Source organism: Vibrio galatheae (assembly GCF_000967545.1).
Lineage (GTDB): Bacteria > Pseudomonadota > Gammaproteobacteria > Enterobacterales > Vibrionaceae > Vibrio > Vibrio galatheae.
Window position 1 is genome coordinate 45047 of record NZ_JXXV01000019.1, and the last position, 21648, is coordinate 66694.

General features: G+C 46.3%; 24 protein-coding genes and 4 tRNA genes. 20 read left to right on the forward strand and 8 right to left on the reverse strand.

Features of this window, described 5'->3' with window-relative positions:
* Positions 1-4: 4 nt before the first annotated feature.
* The 7 genes from aroK (at position 5) to trpS (ending at position 6774) form a co-directional block, all read left to right on the forward strand.
* Entirely contained in the window at positions 5-523 is a 519-nt protein-coding gene (aroK, locus tag TW81_RS12605; RefSeq protein WP_045956088.1) for a shikimate kinase AroK, read from the forward strand.
* A gap of 29 nt (positions 524-552) precedes the next feature.
* Positions 553-1641 carry a 3-dehydroquinate synthase gene (gene aroB, locus TW81_RS12610; RefSeq protein ID WP_045956089.1) on the forward strand — a complete coding sequence of 363 codons (1089 nt, stop codon included), beginning with the start codon at positions 553-555 and terminating at the stop codon, positions 1639-1641.
* 85 nt (positions 1642-1726) lie between these two features.
* Positions 1727-3229 carry an SPOR domain-containing protein gene (locus tag TW81_RS12615; RefSeq protein ID WP_045956090.1) on the forward strand — a complete coding sequence of 501 codons (1503 nt, stop codon included), beginning with the start codon at positions 1727-1729 and terminating at the stop codon, positions 3227-3229.
* A 102-nt stretch (positions 3230-3331) separates the two neighbouring features.
* Positions 3332-4159: a Dam family site-specific DNA-(adenine-N6)-methyltransferase gene (locus tag TW81_RS12620; protein WP_045956091.1), complete on the forward strand. Its 828-nt coding sequence runs from the start codon at positions 3332-3334 to the stop codon at positions 4157-4159.
* Between the two features lie 106 nt (positions 4160-4265).
* Complete coding sequence (rpe, locus tag TW81_RS12625; RefSeq protein WP_045956092.1) at positions 4266-4937, forward strand: ribulose-phosphate 3-epimerase; 672 nt, start codon at positions 4266-4268, stop codon at positions 4935-4937.
* 4 nt (positions 4938-4941) lie between these two features.
* Positions 4942-5622, forward strand: coding sequence for a phosphoglycolate phosphatase (locus tag TW81_RS12630; protein ID WP_045956093.1), 681 nt, complete (start codon positions 4942-4944; stop codon positions 5620-5622).
* A gap of 114 nt (positions 5623-5736) precedes the next feature.
* Positions 5737-6774 (forward strand): tryptophan--tRNA ligase, encoded by a 1038-nt coding sequence (trpS, locus tag TW81_RS12635; protein ID WP_045956094.1) that lies wholly within the window; start codon positions 5737-5739, stop codon positions 6772-6774.
* Between the two features lie 66 nt (positions 6775-6840).
* On the opposite strand, the gene trmL is transcribed toward trpS, so the two are convergent.
* The 3 genes from trmL to TW81_RS12650 form a co-directional block, all read right to left on the reverse strand.
* Entirely contained in the window at positions 6841-7317 is a 477-nt protein-coding gene (gene trmL / locus TW81_RS12640; RefSeq protein WP_045956095.1) for a tRNA (uridine(34)/cytosine(34)/5-carboxymethylaminomethyluridine(34)-2'-O)-methyltransferase TrmL, read from the reverse strand.
* Positions 7318-7382: 65 nt separating this feature from the next.
* Positions 7383-8789, reverse strand: coding sequence for an envelope stress sensor histidine kinase CpxA (gene cpxA / locus TW81_RS12645; RefSeq protein ID WP_045956096.1), 1407 nt, complete (start codon positions 8787-8789; stop codon positions 7383-7385).
* Complete coding sequence (locus TW81_RS12650; RefSeq protein ID WP_045956097.1) at positions 8789-9484, reverse strand: response regulator; 696 nt, start codon at positions 9482-9484, stop codon at positions 8789-8791. Before TW81_RS12650 ends, cpxA begins: the two co-directional genes overlap by 1 nt.
* A 184-nt stretch (positions 9485-9668) precedes the next feature.
* On the opposite strand from TW81_RS12650, the gene TW81_RS12655 reads away from it, so the two are divergent.
* The 3 genes from TW81_RS12655 to pfkA all read left to right on the forward strand — a co-directional run bounded on the left by TW81_RS12655 (position 9669) and on the right by pfkA (position 12401).
* Entirely contained in the window at positions 9669-10169 is a 501-nt protein-coding gene (locus TW81_RS12655; protein WP_045956098.1) for a CpxP family protein, read from the forward strand.
* Between the two features lie 101 nt (positions 10170-10270).
* Complete coding sequence (fieF, locus tag TW81_RS12660; protein WP_045956099.1) at positions 10271-11179, forward strand: CDF family cation-efflux transporter FieF; 909 nt, start codon at positions 10271-10273, stop codon at positions 11177-11179.
* Between the two features lie 259 nt (positions 11180-11438).
* Entirely contained in the window at positions 11439-12401 is a 963-nt protein-coding gene (pfkA, locus tag TW81_RS12665; RefSeq protein ID WP_045956100.1) for a 6-phosphofructokinase, read from the forward strand.
* 74 nt (positions 12402-12475) lie between these two features.
* On the opposite strand, the gene TW81_RS12670 is transcribed toward pfkA, so the two are convergent.
* Positions 12476-13006, reverse strand: coding sequence for an MgtC/SapB family protein (locus TW81_RS12670; protein WP_045956101.1), 531 nt, complete (start codon positions 13004-13006; stop codon positions 12476-12478).
* Positions 13007-13125: 119 nt separating this feature from the next.
* Positions 13126-14148: an EF-P beta-lysylation protein EpmB gene (gene epmB, locus TW81_RS12675; protein ID WP_045956102.1), complete on the reverse strand. Its 1023-nt coding sequence runs from the start codon at positions 14146-14148 to the stop codon at positions 13126-13128.
* Positions 14149-14180: 32 nt separating this feature from the next.
* On the opposite strand from epmB, the gene efp reads away from it, so the two are divergent.
* The 3 genes from efp (at position 14181) to rraA (ending at position 16379) form a co-directional block, all read left to right on the forward strand.
* Complete coding sequence (gene efp, locus TW81_RS12680; protein WP_045956103.1) at positions 14181-14747, forward strand: elongation factor P; 567 nt, start codon at positions 14181-14183, stop codon at positions 14745-14747.
* A gap of 116 nt (positions 14748-14863) precedes the next feature.
* Entirely contained in the window at positions 14864-15781 is a 918-nt protein-coding gene (locus TW81_RS12685; protein WP_045956108.1) for a 1,4-dihydroxy-2-naphthoate polyprenyltransferase, read from the forward strand.
* Between the two features lie 76 nt (positions 15782-15857).
* Positions 15858-16379: a ribonuclease E activity regulator RraA gene (gene rraA / locus TW81_RS12690; RefSeq protein WP_045956104.1), complete on the forward strand. Its 522-nt coding sequence runs from the start codon at positions 15858-15860 to the stop codon at positions 16377-16379.
* 48 nt (positions 16380-16427) lie between these two features.
* Here rraA and TW81_RS12695 read toward each other — a convergent pair whose 3' ends face one another.
* A complete protein-coding gene (locus TW81_RS12695) occupies positions 16428-17771 on the reverse strand; it encodes an MATE family efflux transporter (protein WP_204244002.1) in 1344 nt (447 codons plus the stop codon).
* Between the two features lie 111 nt (positions 17772-17882).
* On the reverse strand, positions 17883-18653 hold the full coding sequence (gene tpiA, locus TW81_RS12700; protein WP_045956105.1) for a triose-phosphate isomerase: 771 nt from the start codon (positions 18651-18653) through the stop codon (positions 17883-17885).
* A gap of 272 nt (positions 18654-18925) precedes the next feature.
* Between tpiA and TW81_RS12705 the strand changes: the two genes are divergently transcribed.
* Positions 18926-19273 (forward strand): 5-carboxymethyl-2-hydroxymuconate Delta-isomerase, encoded by a 348-nt coding sequence (locus TW81_RS12705; RefSeq protein ID WP_045956110.1) that lies wholly within the window; start codon positions 18926-18928, stop codon positions 19271-19273.
* 36 nt (positions 19274-19309) lie between these two features.
* Complete coding sequence (locus TW81_RS12710; protein ID WP_045956106.1) at positions 19310-19735, forward strand: DUF805 domain-containing protein; 426 nt, start codon at positions 19310-19312, stop codon at positions 19733-19735.
* Between the two features lie 121 nt (positions 19736-19856).
* Here the strand turns inward: TW81_RS12710 and coaA are convergent, their stop codons facing one another.
* Positions 19857-20780, reverse strand: coding sequence for a type I pantothenate kinase (gene coaA / locus TW81_RS12715; RefSeq protein WP_045956107.1), 924 nt, complete (start codon positions 20778-20780; stop codon positions 19857-19859).
* Positions 20781-20986: 206 nt separating this feature from the next.
* On the opposite strand from coaA, the gene TW81_RS12720 reads away from it, so the two are divergent.
* The 5 genes from TW81_RS12720 to TW81_RS19070 all read left to right on the forward strand — a co-directional run.
* Positions 20987-21062 (forward strand) — tRNA-Thr (locus TW81_RS12720).
* Between the two features lie 34 nt (positions 21063-21096).
* A tRNA-Tyr gene (locus TW81_RS12725) sits at positions 21097-21181 on the forward strand.
* Between the two features lie 35 nt (positions 21182-21216).
* A tRNA-Gly gene (locus TW81_RS12730) sits at positions 21217-21291 on the forward strand.
* A gap of 13 nt (positions 21292-21304) precedes the next feature.
* Positions 21305-21380 (forward strand) — tRNA-Thr (locus TW81_RS12735).
* A gap of 136 nt (positions 21381-21516) precedes the next feature.
* A partial coding sequence (locus TW81_RS19070; RefSeq protein WP_239424365.1) for a GTP-binding protein occupies positions 21517-21648 on the forward strand: 132 nt, incomplete at its 3' end.

Below are 21648 nucleotides of genomic sequence, written 5' to 3' on the forward strand. Positions count from 1 at the left end.
AAACATGGCTGAGAAACGCAATATTTTCCTTGTTGGCCCTATGGGTGCCGGCAAAAGCACTATCGGTAGACACCTAGCTCAACAACTGCATATGGAGTTTGTTGATTCGGATACCGTTATTGAAGAACGTACTGGCGCAGATATCGCTTGGGTATTTGATGTGGAAGGCGAAGAAGGCTTCCGCGATCGCGAGGAAAAAGTGATTAATGACCTCACTGAAGAGCAAGGTATCGTACTTGCTACCGGTGGTGGTTCAATCAAGAGCAAAGAAAACCGCAATCGTCTTTCTGCACGCGGTATTGTTGTTTATCTTGAAACAACAATTGAAAAGCAGCTTGCTCGCACTAACCGCGACAAGAAGCGACCATTACTACAAACTGATAATCCACGTGAAGTGCTTGAATCGCTGGCTGGCGAACGCAACCCACTTTACGAAGAAATTGCGGATTACACAGTACGTACAGACGATCAAAGTGCAAAAGTGGTAGCCAACCAGATCGTAAAAATGCTAGAAGAACGTTAAGACTTTCTTTTAGCAACTGGAGAATACCCATGGAACGGATTACGGTCAGCTTAGATGAGCGTAGCTATCCAATCTCAATTGGTGCCGGATTATTCACAGATCCGGCCCACCTTTCTTTCTTATCAGCAAAACAAAAAGTGGTGGTGATTTCTAATATCACTGTGGCGCCGCTCTATGCTGATAAAATTCTTTCACTCCTTGAACAACTGGGCTGCGAAGCGTCTGTTCTTGAGCTGCCAGATGGCGAACAGCACAAAACGCTAGACACATTTAACACCATTATGAGCTTCTTGCTTGAAGGCAATTACGCACGTGATGTGGTTGTGATTGCGTTAGGTGGTGGTGTGATTGGTGACTTGGTCGGTTTTGCTGCGGCCTGTTATCAGCGTGGTGTTGATTTTGTTCAGATCCCGACAACGCTCTTATCCCAAGTGGATTCTTCTGTCGGTGGTAAAACTGCTGTTAACCACAAGCTCGGCAAGAACATGATCGGTGCCTTCTATCAGCCTAAAGCCGTTATCATTGATACGGAATGTCTGAAGACGTTACCAGCAAGAGAATTTGCTGCGGGCATGTCTGAGGTGATTAAGTACGGCATCATTTACGATCAGGACTTTTTTGTCTGGTTAGAAGAAAATCTCGATAAGCTCTATCAACTGGATGAGCAAGCATTGACTTACGCGATTGCTCGCTGTTGCCAAATTAAGGCCGCAGTGGTCGCTCAGGACGAAAAAGAGTCAGGAATTCGCGCATTGCTGAACCTAGGTCATACATTTGGTCATGCGATTGAAGCTGAGTTAGGTTATGGTAATTGGCTGCACGGTGAAGCTGTGTCTGCTGGTACAATTATGGCGGCAAAAACTGCGCAACTTCAAGGTCTTATCAATGAGCAGCAAGTTGAGCGAATTATTTCTATACTGAAGAGAGCCCAGCTACCAGTACAGACGCCAGAGTCGATGTCGTTTGCTGATTTTATCAAGCATATGATGCGCGACAAGAAAGTCCTTTCTGGTGAACTTCGTCTTGTACTCCCTACCAGTATAGGGACAGCAGAAGTGGTAAAAGGTGTTCCAGAATCGGTGATTGAACAAGCTATCGACTTCACGCGCACCGTATAAATCTTTTTTGGTACTACCAATCTGGCTTTGCTATCCAATTAACGAGTCAGTTTGGTATTACGCGTATTTTCATTAGGGTAACGCAATGAGCTTGGCGCATGATCCACGTGTGTTGGAGTTAGACTCACAAACAGAACTGCTCGAACGTTTGCAGCTGTTGACCAACTATGGCTCGAACTTGGTGACACTTGGTGGTGAGCCCGGTGCCGGAAAAACTTGGCTGGCGCAACATTATCTTGAAGCTTGGGCACAAGATAAGAACCAGTCACTACTCATGTGTTACCCCAATCAAGATGACGCCCAGCGCCGTTCAACGATCCTCACTCAGTTAATTTCAGAGCCGCTTTTTAATCCAGCGGACTCCTTGGTTGAATCATTTTCGCGCATCATGCAGGGCGAGACATGTGATGTTGCGATCGTAATAGACGATGCTCATCTGCTGACTGAATCGTTTGTCTCTGAGTTATGGATGCTAGTGCTTGAAGCGCAAGTCAACCCCGGTTGGACGGTAAATGTGTTGTTGTTCGCTCAATCTAACACGCTAGATGCATTACTGACTCGTTTAGGTTATGGTCAGGAACACAAGCCGATAGATCTTGAAATTGAACCACTTAGCCAACAGGAAGCGGATCGATTCTTTGAACAACTAGTGATTCGGTTTGTCGAAGATGAGATGGAAAAACGCGTGCGCAATGCGTATCGAACTGTTGCTCGTCGTCCTGGCGATATCATGGCTCTAGGGGATCAAAAAGTGGAAAAAAGGATCATTATCCGCTCAATTGTGGGCTCACCTATCAATATTATGTTGTTGGTTATCACCTTGCTGGTGTTAATTGGCGGGGGATACTGGTGGATGATGTCGCAGCCTTCACCCGATGACAAAGCGCAGCAAATCGCTGAGTCAATCGAACAAACGGTGATTCCTACCTTGCCAGAAGCCTCTTCTGCTGCCGAGAGTACCATCATTGAGCCTCAACCCGTTGTTGATCCAACGATGGCCAATGCCGAAGATGATTCTTTGTCATTGCCGCCTGATGTTACCGAGCAAATCTCGAGTGTGGGCAATGCCGATGACGAGCAGCAACGCGTGGTTATTACCTCCGATGTGGTGGATGCCTTGCTTGAAGGTAAGCCAGAGCAAGTGGATACCAGCACTATTGACCAAGTTGTTGAGCAGTCTAAAGTTGACACGCCAGCAGAGCCTGAGCCACAGGTAGAAAGTGAACCTACTGCCTCTGAAGAAAATGCGCTGGAAGAACAAGCTCCAAGCGAAACGGTGATTAAATTCTCTTTCACCAAAGATGAACTCAAGAGCTTTTCTCCGCGCAGCTATACTTTGCAGCTCGCCGCTGTCCAATCACTCGAAGAGGTGCAGCGGTTTATTGACCGTTATCAGCTGGAAAATCAAGTCTTTATCTATCCAACCGAGCGCAATGGCGTGGATTGGTACATAGTGACTTACCAAAATTACCCAACCATTCAGGTCGCACGCGATGCGGTGCAAAGTCTGCCTACTGAGCTGCAAAATCTGGAACCTTGGGCTAAGTCACTTAGCCAAGTACAACGAGAGCTTGAGCGCGGTAACTAAGATGACGATAAACTGCGTGGAATGCCGAAAATTGTCTGAGATTAATTACAAAATATGTTACATTCCGCAGCCTTAATTTGTGGTTGATAGATAGAGCAGTAGATGAAGAAGCAGCGAGCCTTCCTCAAATGGGCGGGTGGAAAATACGGACTTGTCGAAGATATCCAGCGTCACTTGCCAGAAGCACGTAAGCTGGTAGAGCCGTTCGTAGGTGCTGGTTCTGTGTTTCTTAATACTGACTACGATCAATACTTACTCGCTGATATCAATCCAGATCTAATAAACCTCTACAATCTACTCAAAGAGCGTCCTGAAGAATACATTACTGAGGCGAAGCGTTGGTTTTGCCCAGAAAATAACCGCAAAGAAGCGTATCTTGACGTTCGTAGCCAATTCAATGCCACTGATGATGTGATGTATCGCTCTTTGGCGTTTTTGTATATGAACCGCTTTGGTTTCAATGGCCTGTGTCGCTACAACAAAAAAGGGGGCTTCAATGTCCCGTTTGGTTCGTATAAAAAACCCTATTTCCCACAAGCTGAGCTAGAGTTTTTTGCTGAGAAAGCGAACAAGGCGACCTTTGTGTGTGAGGGTTACCACGACACCTTTAAACGCGCGCGCAAAGGCAGTGTTGTATACTGCGATCCACCTTATGCGCCATTGTCGAACACGGCCAACTTTACCTCTTATGCAGGTAACGGTTTCACATTGGATGATCAAGCAGCCCTCGCTGATGTTGCAGAGAAAGCAGCGCTTGAACGCGGGATTCCTGTTTTGATTTCTAACCACGATACTACCTTAACACGCCGCCTTTACCATGGGGCGGAGCTGAATGTGGTCAAGGTTAAACGTACTATTAGCCGCAATGGCGCAGGTCGTAACAAGGTTGATGAGTTATTGGCGCTGTTTAAACCTAACCAAGGCAAATAATCACAATTCATCACGCTTCCCTATCTTCTGACCTCTAGCTTAGGTAGAATTGCGCGCAAAGTTTCTTCACTGTGCAATGATGCCCAATCCAACCTAGAGGTCAGGTATGAAAGATTTCCTTATCGCTCCATCGATTCTGTCTGCAGATATGGCTCGCCTTGGCGAAGACGTAGAGAAAGTGCTCGCAGCGGGTGCTGATGTGGTTCACTTTGATGTAATGGATAACCACTACGTACCCAACCTGACTTTCGGCGCCCCTATCTGTCAGGCGCTACGTGATTATGGCATCACTGCACCTATCGATGTGCATTTGATGGTTAAACCTGTAGACCGCATCATTCCTGATTTTGCTAAAGCAGGCGCATCAATGATCACTTTCCATATCGAAGCCTCTGAGCACGTTGATCGCACATTACAGTTAATCAAAGAGCATGGTTGTCAGGCGGGTGTGGTGCTTAACCCTGCCACGCCGCTGTCACACCTAGAATACATTATCGACAAAGTTGACATGATTCTGCTGATGTCGGTCAACCCAGGCTTTGGTGGACAGTCATTCATTCCTAAGACGCTGGATAAGCTGCGCGCTGTGCGCAAAATGATCGAAGAGTCAGGCCGTGATATCCGCCTAGAAATCGATGGCGGGGTTAAGGTAGAGAACATCAAAGAGATCGCAGAAGCGGGCGCGGATATGTTCGTCGCAGGATCGGCCATCTTCAACCAGCCAGATTACAAGCAAGTCATCGACCAAATGCGCGCAGAGCTAGCAAAGGTAAACTAATTCAATGAGCAACATTAAACTAATCGCATTTGATTTAGACGGTACGCTACTTGATAGCGTGCCTGATTTAGCTATCGCGGCAGACCAAGCAGCACAAGCCTTGGGTTACCCTGCTGTCACTGAAGAGCAAGTTCGTGATTATGTCGGCAATGGCGCTGACGTGCTTATCGGTCGCGCTTTGAGTCGCAGCCTGACGGTAGACCCACAGCTTGATCCACAACTGCATAAAAAAGCCCGTCAACTGTTTGATGAGTATTACGAGCAAAGTGGTCATAAGCTTAGCCATCTTTACCCTGCTGTTAAAGAGACGCTAGCCGAGCTGCATAAAGCAGGCTTTACTATGGCGCTGGTCACCAATAAACCGTCTAAGTTTGTACCGGATGTGTTGGCAAAGCATGGCATCGAGCAATACTTTGTTGATGTGATTGGCGGCGACACTTTCCCAGAGAAAAAGCCTAACCCAATGGCATTGAATTGGTTGCTCGATAAGCACAAATGCCAGCCAAGCGAAATGCTTATGGTGGGTGACTCAAGTAACGATATCAAAGCGGCGAAAAATGCAGGCTGTCACTCGTTTGGTTTAACCTATGGTTACAATCACGGTGAGCCGATTTCTGCCTCTAATCCGGACTTTGTCGCCGATAGCATCGCAGATTTGGTCGAAGCGGTAGCGGTTTCTGTGTAACAGAGACGAAAAATCTTCCAAAATACTTGTTAATGAGTACACTGAGTAAACCGTGTGGGTAGAGTCCACGCGGTTTTTCATTTTTTAGCATAAGAAGTCAAAGGAATTATTCCCATGAGCAAACCCATCGTATTGAGTGGTGTTCAACCATCAGGTGAACTAAGTATCGGTAACTACTTGGGTGCTCTACGTCAATGGCAGCAGATGCAAGATGACTATGATTGCCAATACTGTGTGGTAGACCTTCATGCCATTACGGTTCGTCAAGAGCCAGAAGCGTTGCATGAAGCGACTCTAGACGCACTCGCAATCTGTCTTGCAGTTGGTGTTGATCCGAAAAAGAGCACGCTATTTGTTCAGTCACATGTACCAGAGCATGCTCAACTTGGTTGGCTTCTTAACTGTTACACCCAGATGGGTGAATTGGGTCGTATGACTCAGTTTAAAGACAAATCAGCACGTTATTCGAAAGACACCTCTAGCCAGTTTGGCGATGTTAACGTTGGTCTATTTGATTACCCAGTTTTGATGGCGGCAGATATTCTGTTGTATGGCGCTCACCAAGTACCAGTGGGCAGTGACCAGAAGCAGCACCTTGAGCTAGCGCGTGATATCGCTAACCGCTTTAACAACATCTACTCGCCAGAGCAGCCAATCTTCCAAGTCCCTGAGCCTTACATTCCAACAGTGAATGCGCGTGTAATGAGCCTTCAGGATGCAACTAAGAAGATGTCTAAATCAGATGACAACCGTAAGAATGTCATTACTCTGCTGGAAGAGCCGAAATCAATTCTTAAGAAGATCAACAAAGCGCAAACCGACACCGAGACGCCACCACGTATCGCGCATGACTGGGAAAGCAAAGCTGGTATCTCAAACCTGATGGGTCTTTACTCGGCAGCGACAGGTATGAGCTTTGCAGAGATCGAAGCCAAATACCAAGGTGTAGAAATGTACGGCCCATTCAAGAAAGATGTTGGTGAAGCAGTGGTTGCGATGTTGGAGCCAATCCAAGCTGAATACCATCGTATTCGCGCCGATCGCGCCTACATGGATCAAGTAATGAAGCAAGGTGCGGAGAAAGCATCAGCACGTGCGGCTGAAACATTGAAGAAAGCCTATCAAGCTGTAGGTTTTGTTGCTCGCCCGTAAGGCTCGCTACTTACAAGATACAAAAAGCGGACTCACTTGGAGTCCGCTTTTTTACGTCTGACGATATTATTGCGCGCCTGCAAAGCCCATCTGGCGCCACGCTTCAAAGGCAATAATTGCCACCGCATTGGATAGGTTGAGGCTGCGCGCGTCGGGCATCATTGGAATCCGAATGCGTTGTTCCATTGGCATGCTTTCAATCAACTCCGCGGGTAGCCCACGTGTTTCTGGGCCGAACAGCAATACATCACCTTTTTGGAAGTCGGCATCAACATGATGGCCAGTTGTTTTTGTCGTACAGGCAAAAATTCGGTACTCACCACGCTCTTTTTGTAAGTAGTCGATAAAGGCTTGGTAGTTTTGATGGCGAGTGACGCGCGCTAAATCATGATAATCCAACCCCGCTCGGCGAACTTTTTTCTCTTCCAAGTCAAACCCGAGTGGCTCTATAAGGTGAAGGTTGGCACCACAATTGGCACATAGGCGAATAATGTTGCCGGTATTCGGTGCGATTTCGGGTTCATAAAGGGCGATGTCAAACATGATTAACTCTTAACACTGATTGTTCAAGGTGAGCAAGTATAAGGCGGCCTAGAGTCACCGCCAAGCTATGGATTCACTTTTCGGCTACTATTTTGTGCAGTGAGTGGTAGGCTAATCTCAACCCTTAATCCACCTAGCTTGCTGCGTTTGGCCGCAATTCTGCCACTGTGCTGACGAATCGCACTTTCGGTGATGGTTAGCCCTAATCCTGTGCCGCCACTGTGCCTGTCGCGAGCGGTAGATACCCGATAGAAAGGTCTAAAGATAGCATCGAGTTCATGATCAGGGACGCCTTCGCCATTGTCATCGACGGTGATCACTATTTGTTGCTTGTGCTCGATAAAGTCAACATCGATACGATCCTTGCCATAATAAATGGCGTTGCGAACTATGTTGTCTAACGCGCTCATTAGCAACTTCGGATTGCCCGAAATAATACGTTCAGGAATCTCGCTAAAGGTCAGCTTTTTATCCATTTGTTCAGCTTCAAACTGAGCATCATTAAGGATCACTTCCCATAAACTGCTCATCGGCTGTGGCTCCCTGGTCAAGTGGCTATCGACTTGCATACGCGATAGTTCCAGCAACTCACTGATCATTTGTTCCAGTCGTTGTGCTTCGGTATCGATGCGGGTTAGCTCGGGGCTTTCTCCCTGCTTTCGTGTCGCGAGCGCATTGGCCATTCGTAAACGGGTCAAAGGAGAACGCAATTCGTGAGAAATATCAGACAATAATCGCTGTTGTCCTAAGATCATTTGATTCACCGCCTCAACCATCTGATTAAAGCTTGCGCCTGCCTGGCGAAACTCACTGGTGCCTTTTTCCAGAGCAGGGTCGACAACAAACTCGCCACTTGCCACCCGTTTAGCCGCGCGTTCAAGCTTACGCGCAGGCTGACTTAATGCCCATGCAAGCCAAAGTAATAATGGCGTACTGACTAACATCACCACGAACAGCAGCTGTAATGGTCTATCAAACATGCGCAATAAAAACGGTGGTGGTAGATTCCACTTTACTCCTACATAGAGCAGTAAATCTTGTTTGGCTAAGGTAATTGGTAACGGCCCTGCCAGCATATAGTTGCCATAGAGCTTTTGCTTAGGCCCATCTGGGATGTCAACGCTGGTGGTAAAATTTTGCAGAGCACGAATCCTAAAGTCGCGGTGATCTTGAGTGGTAAATAGGTTGCCATTTTGGTCTGTGACGAAAAAGCGTGGACGAGGGTCTCTGGGTGAGCGCTTGCCACCTTCGAGTTGAAACAATACTCGCGCAAGATCGGTTTCGTTGGCGAAGCGTTTTTCAATGCTGCTCTTAAGCTCTATTAATCGGTCAAAGTGATCGTTAGGAATGTCTCGCGCTTTACGTGGATCAAGGTGTGGCAATGACAAGACTGCCATCAGCACCAGAAACATGGTGAACCAAAAGATAGCGAAAATACGGCCATACAAACTGGTTATCTTAGGCAGACGCATTAATCCTCCTCGACCAATAGGTAGCCACGGCCACGTAAGGTTTTGATTCGCGCTTTACCATCGGCTCTTTCCGGTAGCTTCTTGCGCAAATTGGAGACATGCATGTCAATGGCGCGATCAAAGGCTGCCAGGCGTTTGCCAAGTACATCAAGGCTCAATGCTTCTTTGGTTAATGTTTGTCCTGGGTTTTGAATAAAATGACTAAGTAGGGCAAGTTCGGTTGTGGTCAGCTCGATCGGCTCTCCTTGGCAGTAGGCTTCCTGCTTACCGGGAAACACTTGAATATCCTGATATTCAATACAGTCTGAGCTTTTGCTTCCTTTGCTTGGAGTATTGCTTTGAGTGCGACGCAAAATGGCACGCATGCGTGCCAGCAGTTCCCTATCACTAAACGGCTTAGGTAGATAGTCGTCGGCTCCGAGTTCTAAACCAATCACACGGTCAATTTCTTCGCCTTTTGCGGTTAGCATCAGTACGGGTGTTTGCCAGTTTTCTCGCAGTCGTTTAAGGGTTTCCATCCCGTTGAGTTTGGGCATCATGACATCGAGCAGGATCAGATCTACCTGCTCATTGAGTAGCGCTAAGCCTTCTTCACCATTGTTGGCTTCCGATACGTCAAAGCCTTCAAACGACAAGACTTCTTTAAGTAAGCCGGTCAGCTCGGTATCGTCATCAATCAATAAGATGTTGGGCATAATCAGATCTCTGCATAAATTGGATAGGTTAATAGTACTGTTAATTGAGCAAATGATTTAGGGCAATCGTCGCTCTTTACGATTCTTTACTCTTACCATACGTTGCTTTACATCGCAGGTCGTATTCTACACTCAAGCGCTGTGAGAACAGCTCAATCCAATAGTAAAAATCAAAGGTACGATTATGAAAATGGCAAAAAAACTAGTATTAGCAGCAGTTGTTCTTCCTCTAACTTTAGGTACGGCGAGCGCGTTTGCATTCGGTGGTAAAGATGGCAAACATGGTGGCAAAGGCGAGTGTGGTGGTGGCTTTGACCGTGGCATGATGCGTCAGTTGGATCTTACCGATGCGCAACAAGAGCAACTGCAGCAGATGCGTAGTGAAGGTAAGCAAGCTATGAAGTCTGAGTTCAAGCAGAACTTCGAAGCTCGCCAAGCGCAGATGCAAGCACATCAAGAACAAGTTCAACAACTTATATTAGCGGACAACTTCGACCAAGCAGCAGCGAACCAGCTTGCTAAGCAGATGGTCGAGCAACAAACTGAGCGAAAAGTGAAGATGCTTGAGAGACAACATCAGATGATGAGTATTCTGACTCCGGAGCAGAAAGCCAAGTTTGTTGAGCTGCAAAAAGAGCGCTCAGCAAAATGTCAAAGCAAAATGCAACAACGTTTTGAGCAATAAAGATTACCAGAGACAAGCAAAAGGCAGCGAATTCGCTGCCTTTTTTAATTAACAATTAAAGGGTTATACTAACAGCACCTGTGTTTAACAATCAGAGTATTATGAAACGAGAATATGCTCGTCTGGTGACCTTGGCAGCGTGGACAGCAACGATAGTAGCGACATTGTTACTGGTGGTAAAAGTAGGTGCTTGGTGGGTGACTGGCTCGGTAAGCTTGTTAGCCTCTTTAATTGATTCGATGCTGGATATTGCAGCGTCATTAGTGAATCTGGTTGTGGTGCGTTACTCCCTTCAGCCGGCCGACCGAGAACATACTTTTGGTCACGGCAAAGCCGAATCGTTAGCGGCTTTAGCGCAGGCGATGTTTATTTCTGGCTCTGCAGTATTTTTGATCCTCAATGGTATCGACCGTTTCTTCAGGCCTCACGAGTTGCAATCGCCGGAGTATGGTGTTTATGTCAGCTTGTTCGCAATGCTAGTGACCTTTGCTTTAGTGCGTTTTCAAAAACATGTGGTGAAAAAAACGGGCAGCCAAGCGATTGCTGCCGATTCACTGCATTATCAATCTGACTTGTATATGAATGCCGCCATCATGTTAGCTCTGGGCCTCAGTTGGTTTGGCGTCACTCAGGCAGACTCCGTGTTTGCCGTGTTGATCGGTATCTATATCCTATATAGCGCGGTGAAAATGGTTCAAGAGGCAGTACAAACCCTATTGGATCGTAAACTCCCCGATAAAGAACTAAGAGCTATCCGTGAGTGCTGCTTGCAAACCGAAGGCGTGCTGGGTGTTCATCAACTTAGAACACGAATGTCAGGGCCAACCCGATTTATTCAGCTTCACTTAGAACTGGAAGATAAAATCACATTAATTGAAGCGCATCGAATCTCGGATGAAGTGGAAGACAAACTGCTTGAGCTTTTCCCTCATTCAGATGTATTGATCCATCAGGATCCTTATTCCGTGGTGCTTGGCGCAGAAAAAGTACAAAAGTCGCGAGATTGGTAACGCAAAAGTGACACTTATTAGCTATCTTTTCAGCGATACGACTTTTAACTGTGATCCTGATGTGTATCAATGATGTCAAAATGTAATGCTGTAATACTCTTACATAAGTAGAAAAGTTACATACTTTGACGCAAATAAATCTAGTATTCCTATATAGGACGGGTAACATAACTGCGCAGTTAAAGGAATTTTGTCAGTGGCTTAGTGAAAGCGGCTGACGTAAAAATTGAAATAAGATTCCCAAAAATCGAGGGTGAACATGATTAAAAAGATCGGTGTCTTAACAAGTGGCGGTGACGCACCAGGCATGAACGCGGCAGTACGAGGCGTGGTTCGCACAGCACTATCTGAAGGACTAGAGGTTTACGGTGTATTCGATGGTTACTTAGGCCTTTACGAGGACCGTATTGAGAAATTAGACCGCTCTAGCGTTTCTGATGTCATCAACAAAGGCGGTACTTTCCTTGGTTCAGCGCGTTTCCCTGAATTTAAAGAAGTAGAAGTACGCCAACAAGCAATCGAAAACCTGCAAAAACACGGTATCGAAGCGCTAGTGGTTGTTGGTGGTGACGGTTCTTACATGGGTGCGAAGAAGCTGACTGAAATGGGTTACCCATGTATCGGTCTTCCTGGCACGATCGATAACGACATCGCGGGTACAGATTACACCATCGGTTACCTGACTGCGCTAAACACAGTTATCGATGCTATCGACCGTCTACGTGATACCTCATCTTCACACCAACGTATTTCTATTGTTGAGATCATGGGCCGCCACTGTGGCGATCTTACCCTTATGTCAGCAATCGCGGGTGGCTGTGAGTACATCATCACGCCAGAAACCGGTCTAGATAAAGATAAGCTGATCAGCAACATCCAAGATGGCATCGCAAAAGGTAAGAAGCATGCGATCATCGCTCTAACAGAGCTAATGATGGATGCCAACGAACTGGCGAAAGAGATCGAATCGGCAACAGGTCGTGAGACTCGCGCAACTGTTCTTGGTCATATCCAACGTGGCGGTCGTCCAACGGCATTTGACCGTGTTCTAGCATCGCGCATGGGTAACTACGCTGTACACCTATTGATGGAAGGCCATGGTGGCCGTTGTGTGGGTATCCAGAAAGAGCAATTGGTTCACCACGACATCATTGATGCCATTGAGAACATGAAGCGTCCAGTGCGCAATGACCTGTTTAAAGTGGCTGAAGAGCTGTTCTAAACAAAGAACGATTGTGAATAAAGAAGCCAGTTGGGTAACCAACTGGCTTTTTGTTTTTTGGTAAGTACCGCTCTCTAAATCGCGGGATTGTCTTCTGCGGTTCTCATTTCTCTTGCGCTGTGATGAGCGCGTCTACGTGTTTGGAATTTCTGATGAACTCCACGACGAAGGGCTTTAATGCGGTTTTCTGCTTTATCGACACCGAGCAGCACCGTTAGCACTAATACAGTGAGAATGACTGATTGCTGCATATAACCGAGGCCAATCATCATACCGATTGCCGCCAGTACCCAGATGACAGCGGCAGAAGTCACACCGTGGATTTTTCCATCGAGCGTCATCATCACACCTGCGCCAAGAAAGCCAACACCCGTAATGATTTGGCCTAATACTCGCGCTTGATCGAGTGTATTTGGTGACAAGGATACGGCCATCGACATAAACAAGTAAGTGCCAGAAATAATTAAGATTGAGGTGCGAATGCCGACAGGTTTACCCCGTGTCTGCCTTTCAACACCAATAAGAATCCCGTTAAGTGCGCAGCAAAACAGCGCGAACCAACTGAATGGTCCTAAGTCGAGAAACTGTTCGATAGTGGGTTGCATAATGACCTCCAAAACGCGGAGTATGCATACAATCCCCTCTGCTATCGAACAAAATATTTTTGTCTTGAAGATTAGAGAATGTTGACGGCGTATTGAATGTATAACCGCCGCTTTTATCGTTATTCGAGATGTAAATCGAGCGGTGTTTTACTTGCTCGGCCACCTATTTCACGCGTTAATTTAGGCACCAGATAACCAGAGACTTGCGCCATCACTCCAGCCATGATCGCTTTGGCTTCTTGATCCGAAACCAAGAAATGTGCCGCGCCTTGGACTTTATCCAATACATGCATGTAGTAGGGCAATATGCCAGCATCAAACAACGCGTTACTCAGCTCAACTTGGCGGTTAATACTGTCATTGACACCTTTGAGCATTACTCCTTGATTGAGAAGCGTTATCCCCGCCTGCTTTAGGCGCTGCATTTGCATACGTAACGGTTGATTAATTTCCTGCGCGTGGTTGATGTGAGTAACCAAAATCGTCTGCAATCGAGTGTCACTTAATATTGTTATCAGTTCATCGGTAATCCGATCAGGGATAACCACAGGCAATCTGGTATGAATACGTAACCGCTTGACGTGCTGGATATCGGCAATATGAGTAATCAGCCATTGCAGTTCGTCGTCTTTTGCCATCAGTGGGTCACCGCCGGAAAGAATCACTTCATTGATTTCTGGATGTGCGGTGACATAGTCCAAACTCTTTTGCCAAACTGCTTTGGAGCCTTTATTTTCATCGTATGGAAAATGGCGGCGAAAGCAGTAGCGGCAGTTAATCGCACACCCCCCTTTGACGATCAGCAGCGCCCGGTTGCGGTATTTATGCAACAGACCGGGGATCGCATTGTTCTGCTCCTCTAGTGGGTCATAGGAGTAACCCGCGTGCACATCAAACTCTTCACTCAGCGGTAACACCTGACGCAGCAAAGGATCAAAGGGATTGCCTTTTTCCATTCTATCGACAAAACTCTGCGGTACGCGCTGTGAAAACAGCTTGCGCGCAGCAAACCCGTCTTGCCACGGCTTGGGATCAATTTCCAACATTTCCAGCAATTTTGCAGGATCAGAGATCCCATTCGCTAACTGTTTGAGCCAGTTTTGCTCAACAGATTCGACTTTTCGGGTTATTATGTGCGGCATTGAATTTAGCTCTAAGAATGTAAGAGGAAAAAATGGCTACAGTTAGCACCAATGAATTTAAAGGCGGCCTTAAGTTAATGCTTGATAACGAGCCTTGTGTAATTCTGGAAAACGAATACGTTAAACCAGGTAAAGGCCAAGCGTTCAACCGCGTTAAAATTCGTAAACTTCTTTCTGGTAAAGTGCTAGAGAAAACATTCAAGTCTGGCGACACGTGTGAAGTAGCAGACGTAATGGATATCGACCTAGATTATCTATATTCAGACGGCGAATTCTACCACTTTATGAACAACGAAACTTTCGAACAGATCGCTGCAGATGCGAAAGCCGTTGGTGAAAGTGCTAAGTGGTTGGTAGAGAACAACACGTGTATGCTCACTCTGTGGAATGGTAACCCAATCGTTGTTACTCCACCAAACTTCGTTGAGCTTGAAGTGACAGACACAGATCCTGGCCTTAAAGGTGATACTCAGGGCACAGGTGGTAAACCTGCGACACTTGCAACAGGTGCTGTTGTGCGTGTACCTCTGTTTATCTCGATCGGCGAAGTGATTAAAGTTGATACACGTTCTGGCGAATACGTTGGCCGTGTAAAATAACGCTCGCTTAGCGCAAGTTTTGCAAAAAGGTCACTTCGGTGGCCTTTTTTGTTTTTCACAGCAAGGCTTGATGTGCCACAATTCTAATTCAAGTAACTGTGATTAAACTGGTATTCATGAAACAGTCTCTAAGAATTTGGCTTGACGCCGCTCGCCCTAAAACCTTGCCTTTGGCATTGGTGTCTATTCTGACGGGCAGTGTATTGGCGTATTCCACACATCAGTTTTCTTTTGTCGTCGCTGTGATGGCGTTTCTGACGGCCACGTTGTTGCAAATTCTGTCTAATCTGGCCAACGATTATGGCGATGCAGTGAAAGGCACCGATAACGATAAGCGCTTGGGGCCCATGCGAGCGATTCAGTCGGGCGCTGTGACTCAGCAAGACATGAAACAGGCGATGATCATCAATGTAATTTTAACCGTCATTGCCGGCCTAACGCTCGTTATTTATGCATTGGAAAGCTTGCAAAGTATTCTCGCATTTATTGGCCTTGGCGTACTGGCGATCATTGCCGCTATCGCCTATACCGTGGGCAACAAACCATACGGTTATGTGGGGCTCGGTGATATTTCGGTCTTTATCTTTTTTGGTTTACTCGGTGTTGCCGGGACGTATTTCCTTCACACTGGCATTGTTGCGCCTTCGCTAGCGTTACCCGCAATTGGGTGTGGTTTATTGGCCGTTGCCGTGCTCAATATCAACAACATGCGTGACATAGAGAATGATGAAGAGTGTGGTAAAAGAACTGTCGCGGTTCGTTTAGGGCAAAAACGTGCTAAACAGTATCATTTTGTTTTACTCGCCGGCGCTGTGATTGCGTTTGCTGCTTATCTGATTCATCAGCCAAGTCCAATTTGGATCAGCCTGCCATTCTTGTTGAGCCTGTTAGTGACCTTCAAGCATGGTAAGGCCGTTTGGCAAGCAGACAAGCCAGCACAAATCGCGCCGATGATGCCCGTCATCGTCAAGTGTTCAATGTTGACTAACCTATTGTTTGCTGGAGTGGTTATAGCTCAAACTCTGGTCAGTTAAATGATACATGTCATTGCAATGACTTAATGACCTTATATACTCGATGGAGATTACGAACGGTATGGGAAGGAATACTATGGAATACAATACCTCAGCCTTGTGCGACATTTACTTGGAGCAAGTCGATGTTGTCGAGCCAATGTTCAGCAACTTTGGTGGCTGTGCATCGTTCGCTGGCCAAATCACAACAGTAAAATGTTTTGAAGATAATGGCTTGATCCGCGAGATTTTAGAGCAAGATGGTTTAGGCCGAGTTTTGCTCGTTGACGGCGGTGGTTCATTGCGCAGAGCTTTGATTGATGCAGAACTGGCGTCCTTAGCGGAAGAAAACGAATGGGAAGGTATTGTTGTCTATGGCTGCGTTCGTGAAGTCGATGAGCTTGAAGACATGAGCATTGGTATTCAAGCGCTGGCATCGATTCCTGTTGGAGCGACCTCTCAAGCCATTGGTGAGGTGGATGTGCCAGTCAATTTTGGCGGTGTTACCTTCCTTCCTGAAGATTATCTCTATGCAGACAATACTGGGGTGATCCTTTCTCAAGAACCACTCGATGTAGACTTAGAAGTTACTGAAGAAGAGATCATCATTACCGACTGATTCCATGTATCCCTTTTCAAACACCGACCTGTGAGTCGGTGTTTTACTTTATGTAGTAGGGGCGAGATGCTGATCTCTCAGCTTAAGCGCATATAAGTAACCTAGCGTGCCACCTAACACGTTACCCAGCGCGATGCCGATAAACAATCCTTCAATGTCATACCACTGCCCGCCCAGCCAAGCGCATGGCAGCGTAAACAAGAATAGGCGCATAAAACTCCATTGGAATGCTTTAAGTGGCTCATGTAAGGCGTTTAACCCAGACACCAACATCATCATCACCCCCTGAAAACCATAGCTAAAAGGCACCACGAGCAAGTAGTGCCACAGCAGATCTTTCACTGCCTGCTCCTGAGAAAACAGAGCCGCAAGGGGAATGCTCAATGGCACCATCATGACAAAAATCCCGGCCTGAAACACCATAGAGAAACGCATACTCAAAAACAGTCCGGCGAAGCTGCGAGTTGGATTATTTGCCCCCATATTCTGCGCAATAAACGGCGTTAAAGCGGACGTCAGGGCCATTAGGACTAAGATCAGAATGGATTCGACTCGTTGCGCAGCCCCATAGGCTGCGACGGCTGCTGTGCCATGGGTTGACAATACCATCATCAAAATAGCACCTGATAATGGCGTGAGTGCATTGGATAAAGCGGCTGGCGTCCCAATCTTGAGGATCTGACGCCAATCTTCACTTAGTGTTTTGAAACAGGGCAAGGCTAATAATTTTTCACGTTTGACCAGAATGTAAAGTGATCCGATTAATGCGCCAAGCCAACTGAACGCACTGGCGATTGCCGCACCTTGAATGCCTAGTTGTGGAAAAGGGCCGTAGCCGAAAATTAGCAGTGGATCGAGTACCCCATTGATTAAGCCTGCGAGCATCATAATCTTGGCTGGTGTCTTAGTATCTCCTGTGGCGCGAATAGCCGCATTGCCTGCCATAGGAACCACAAGCAGTGGGATGGTCAGATACCAAATATCCATATATTGATGGATCATAGGTAATAACGGTTGCTCTGCCCCGAGCAACAAAAACAGCGGCTCAATGGTAAATAGCCCAAGTGTCGAAGCGACGGCGACCAGCAATACCGCGAGCAGCAGTCCATGGGACGAGAACTGTGCTGCGTCTTGCGCATGCCCCTGACCGAGTAAGCGGCCAATATTGGTCGATAAACCCATACCTATGCCCATAGTGATGCAGTTGACGGCAAAGGTGACAGGAAAGGTATAGCTGATCGCAGCAAGCGCTTGTGTGCCAAGCAGCGAGATAAAAAACGTATCCACCAAGTTAAACATCAAGATCGCCACCATGCCAAAGGTCATAGGGACGGTCATCTGACGGAGTACTTGGGGAATAGAGCCGGTTAAAAGGCCATGTTTATCCTGCATTCGGGACAACTATAGTTACAGTAGAAAAACGTAGGATACTTGAATGATGTGCCAGACACAAAAAAAGGCCAGCGTGTGCTGGCCTGTATAAAATTTCTTAGCAAAGAGAAATTAAGCTTTTGCTTTAGCTGCCGCTTTAGCGATTGCTGCAAAGCTCTTAGCGTCTAGAGAAGCACCGCCTACTAGTGCGCCATCGATGTCTGGCTGTGAGAAGTAAGCTTCAGCGTTTTCTGGCTTAACAGAGCCGCCGTATTGGATGATTACTTGCTCAGCTACGGCTTCGTCTTTCGCTGCAATTAGTGCGCGGATAGATGCGTGGATGCGCTGTGCATCTTCAGCGGTTGCCGCTTTACCAGTACCAATAGCCCAGATTGGTTCGTACGCGATGATTGCACCGTTTAGCGCTTCAACACCGTAAGCATCGATAACTGCGTTGATTTGACGTGCACATACTGCTTCAGTTTCGCCTGCTTCGTTTTGCGCTTCAGATTCACCGATACAGAACACTGGTTTTAGACCGTTCTCTTTTAGGAAGTTGAATTTCTTAGCGATAAACTCGTCAGATTCGTTGTGGTAATCACGACGCTCTGAGTGACCTATGATGATGTGAGTAGCACCGAAATCTTTCAGCATTTCTGGAGACATATCGCCAGTGAATGCACCGTTGTTGTTTAGGTCAGTGTTTTGAGCACCTAGGATGATCTTGTTGCCGCCTTTTGCGATTAATTGCTCAGCAAGGTCGATGTAAAGTGCTGGTGGAGCAACTGCTACGTCAACACCTTCAACACCTTCAAGTTCAGCGTTAAGACCAGTAAGCAGCTCTTTCACCATTGCTTTGCTGCCGTTAAGCTTCCAGTTACCCATCACTACAGGACGACGCATAGGAATATCTCCGTATTTAATCAATTAATGTAAAAATTCTTCGTAAGAATATAACAGATAAAATAGGTGAGATCATGATTAGCGTCATGTCTTATTTGGATATCAACCAATGGTTGGAGCTGTTATTGCTCCAATCTCACCGTAATCGACTCCTTATCAGTGATCCATTGAACAGATTGGCCGAAACTTGCTCGGAATTCAGCACAGAAATTGGTAATAGTGTTGGGCAGTTTTTAATTGTGATGAAACTCTCTTACATATTGAGGAATACTATGCCGAACCTAGTAATGGAATACTCGAACTCTGTCGATGAACGCGTCAATATTCAGGGGTTGCTTGAAGATTTGCACAATGTGGCGCTGAGTTGCGGATTGTTTGACATAGACTCGGTTAAGTCTCGTTCGTTGCGCTGCCATAACTGGCTAATTGGCGATTCAGGTGATAGTCAGGATTTTATCCACTTGAGTTTTGAATTACTCGATGGACGAACTGCGGAGCAAAAAAGAGACTTATCACGCCAGTTGATGGCAGTTTTGCAAGAGCAGGCGAGTCATGTGCATAGTTTAACGGTCAATATTCGTGATATGGATAAAGACTGTTTTCAGAAAGTGATTAATTAGACATTTTTTGTTGTTAGGTAATTTTAGGTATTAATGATGTCGATAAAAGAGTTATTGTTTTCTTTTCAAGGGAGAATAGGGCGCAAGACCTACTGGGTGTGGAACATAGTCTACTACCTGATGATCGTCGGTTTTGCGATGGGCATGAACGTACTGGTTCCTTCTATGGCCCATCTTATCCTGCCGGTATTTTTAATTGTTATCTTAGTTCCAGATTTGGCGATTACCGCTAAACGTTGGCATGACCGCAATAAATCAAGCTGGTGGTTATTACTCAACATACCGCTTGTCATTGGTCGTATGACAGTACCGGTTGGCGATCCAGCGATCGCGACACAACCTTCGATGTTTCAAATCGTCAGCTCTTTCGCGGCCATGGCTTGTGGTGTTTGGATTCTTGTTGAGTGCGGCATACTAAAAGGCAGTGATGGGGACAATACTTACGGACCAGAGCCGGAGTAAAACCGCTCAAAGATGAGGGCGTTAGAGATAGAGCGGAGTGCGTTCTTGATAGTGTAACTAAGTCAGATATACATAAAAAGCAAAGGGTTGGTAAGTAATGCCAACCCTTAAACATTTCTTTCTACTTCCGTAACAAGACTTCTTCCACTTTATGATCCTGAGCCTTTTTCAAGATAAGATGGGCTCGTCCTTTGGTTGGCAGAATGTTGTTGTCTAAATTGACGCCATTGATCGCTTGCCAAATGCTGTGTGCTTTTTCAATCGCTTGTGATTCAGACAGTTGAGTGTAATGACTAAAGTAGGAGCCGGGTTTAGTGAATGCACCTTGGCGGAATTTTAAAAAGCGCTCGATATACCATTGCTGAATCACTTGACTGTCAGCATCCACATACAGTGAAAAATCAAGAAAATCAGAGACGAATACTCGGTGGGGCGCGTGTGGGTAGTCCATCCCACTTTGCAGAACATTTAACCCTTCAATGATAAGTACATCGGGCCGGTCAACGGTTTTAAGTTCCTCGGTGATGTCATAGGTAATGTGCGAATAAACGGGCACTTGCAGATTGGGCTTGCCTGCTTTGACATCAGAAACAAACTCAACTAAACGCTTGATATCGTAAGACTCAGGAAAGCCTTTACGGTGCATGATGCCACGTTCATCGAGCAATTTCTTTGGATAAAGAAAGCCATCGGTAGTGACTAGCTCAACTTTGGGATGATTCTCCCAGCGGGACAGAAGGGCTTTTAGTAGGCGAGCGGTGGTGCTTTTTCCTACGGCAACACTACCAGCAATACCTATGATAAAAGGTGGCGCTGAGCCCTGATTGCCTAGAAAATTGTTCAAAACCGAATTACGACTCTGACGAGCTGCGACATACAAATTGAGCAGGCGCGCCAGCGGTAAGTAGATTTCTTCAACTTCATCCATCGTGAGGCTTTCGTTGACACCTTGAAGTTCAACCAGGTCGGTCTCGGATAACGTCATTGGCACTGAATTGCGCAACTCAGCCCATTGTTGACGATTAAATGAGAGATATGGAGTCATAGTCATCCTAACTTGGTTTCACGATAGAGCAGCGAAAATACAACAACCAAACAATATTGCAAACGACATAGTCGACAATAAGGCATTTTTTGCTGACAAATTGGGCGAAATTTCAACAAATAACCGCAATTGATAGAAAAAGACATTTTTTTTTAATTTTCCTATTGCAAGGCAGAAAATCATTCAATAGAATGCGCACCACTTATGCCGACTTAGCTCAGTAGGTAGAGCAACTGACTTGTAATCAGTAGGTCACCAGTTCGATTCCGGTAGTCGGCACCATTTTTCCTTAATGAGAAAAATGGAGTAAAAATTTGGAGGGGTTCCCGAGTGGCCAAAGGGATCAGACTGTAAATCTGCTGGCACTGCCTTCGATGGTTCGAATCCGTCCCCCTCCACCATATTCTTAAGGAAATAGCTCACAGAGTTACGTGTTGCGGGCATCGTATAATGGCTATTACCTCAGCCTTCCAAGCTGATGATGCGGGTTCGATTCCCGCTGCCCGCTCCACTCTAATTTGAGTGCTGATATAGCTCAGGTGGTAGAGCGCATCCTTGGTAAGGATGAGGTCGGCAGTTCGAGTCTGCCTATCAGCACCAGCTCTAAGCAATGTTTTCCTTTTGATACTTTCCGTCAACTAAACTACGTTTAGTGATTGAGAGTAAACTTATCACCAAGACTTTTTGGTTGCGTGGTCATCAAAGCCACCTAAATCCGTACCTAGAGGGACAACTCATGTCTAAAGAAAAATTTGAACGTACGAAACCGCACGTAAACGTTGGTACTATCGGCCACGTTGACCACGGTAAAACAACTCTAACTGCAGCTATCTGTACTACTCTTGCAAAAGTGTACGGCGGTGAAGCG

What these genes read in the sequence shown, in the direction of transcription:
- rpe (WP_045956092.1), top strand. Translation starts at nt 4,266, where the DNA reads ATGAAAGATTTCCTTATCGCTCCATCGATTCTGTCTGCAGATATGGCT.
- TW81_RS12655 (WP_045956098.1), top strand. Translation starts at nt 9,669, where the DNA reads ATGAAAATGGCAAAAAAACTAGTATTAGCAGCAGTTGTTCTTCCTCTA.
- TW81_RS12615 (WP_045956090.1), top strand. Translation starts at nt 1,727, where the DNA reads ATGAGCTTGGCGCATGATCCACGTGTGTTGGAGTTAGACTCACAAACA.
- rraA (WP_045956104.1), top strand. Translation starts at nt 15,858, where the DNA reads ATGGAATACAATACCTCAGCCTTGTGCGACATTTACTTGGAGCAAGTC.
- TW81_RS12695 (WP_204244002.1), bottom strand. Translation starts at nt 17,771, where the DNA reads ATGCAGGATAAACATGGCCTTTTAACCGGCTCTATTCCCCAAGTACTC.
- TW81_RS12620 (WP_045956091.1), top strand. Translation starts at nt 3,332, where the DNA reads ATGAAGAAGCAGCGAGCCTTCCTCAAATGGGCGGGTGGAAAATACGGA.
- TW81_RS12685 (WP_045956108.1), top strand. Translation starts at nt 14,864, where the DNA reads ATGAAACAGTCTCTAAGAATTTGGCTTGACGCCGCTCGCCCTAAAACC.
- fieF (WP_045956099.1), top strand. Translation starts at nt 10,271, where the DNA reads ATGAAACGAGAATATGCTCGTCTGGTGACCTTGGCAGCGTGGACAGCA.
- aroB (WP_045956089.1), top strand. Translation starts at nt 553, where the DNA reads ATGGAACGGATTACGGTCAGCTTAGATGAGCGTAGCTATCCAATCTCA.
- epmB (WP_045956102.1), bottom strand. Translation starts at nt 14,148, where the DNA reads ATGCCGCACATAATAACCCGAAAAGTCGAATCTGTTGAGCAAAACTGG.
- trmL (WP_045956095.1), bottom strand. Translation starts at nt 7,317, where the DNA reads ATGTTTGACATCGCCCTTTATGAACCCGAAATCGCACCGAATACCGGC.
- efp (WP_045956103.1), top strand. Translation starts at nt 14,181, where the DNA reads ATGGCTACAGTTAGCACCAATGAATTTAAAGGCGGCCTTAAGTTAATG.
- TW81_RS12630 (WP_045956093.1), top strand. Translation starts at nt 4,942, where the DNA reads ATGAGCAACATTAAACTAATCGCATTTGATTTAGACGGTACGCTACTT.
- TW81_RS12705 (WP_045956110.1), top strand. Translation starts at nt 18,926, where the DNA reads ATGCCGAACCTAGTAATGGAATACTCGAACTCTGTCGATGAACGCGTC.
- TW81_RS12650 (WP_045956097.1), bottom strand. Translation starts at nt 9,484, where the DNA reads ATGCCCAACATCTTATTGATTGATGACGATACCGAGCTGACCGGCTTA.
- trpS (WP_045956094.1), top strand. Translation starts at nt 5,737, where the DNA reads ATGAGCAAACCCATCGTATTGAGTGGTGTTCAACCATCAGGTGAACTA.
- cpxA (WP_045956096.1), bottom strand. Translation starts at nt 8,789, where the DNA reads ATGCGTCTGCCTAAGATAACCAGTTTGTATGGCCGTATTTTCGCTATC.
- tpiA (WP_045956105.1), bottom strand. Translation starts at nt 18,653, where the DNA reads ATGCGTCGTCCTGTAGTGATGGGTAACTGGAAGCTTAACGGCAGCAAA.
- TW81_RS12670 (WP_045956101.1), bottom strand. Translation starts at nt 13,006, where the DNA reads ATGCAACCCACTATCGAACAGTTTCTCGACTTAGGACCATTCAGTTGG.
- coaA (WP_045956107.1), bottom strand. Translation starts at nt 20,780, where the DNA reads ATGACTCCATATCTCTCATTTAATCGTCAACAATGGGCTGAGTTGCGC.
- pfkA (WP_045956100.1), top strand. Translation starts at nt 11,439, where the DNA reads ATGATTAAAAAGATCGGTGTCTTAACAAGTGGCGGTGACGCACCAGGC.
- aroK (WP_045956088.1), top strand. Translation starts at nt 5, where the DNA reads ATGGCTGAGAAACGCAATATTTTCCTTGTTGGCCCTATGGGTGCCGGC.
- TW81_RS12710 (WP_045956106.1), top strand. Translation starts at nt 19,310, where the DNA reads ATGTCGATAAAAGAGTTATTGTTTTCTTTTCAAGGGAGAATAGGGCGC.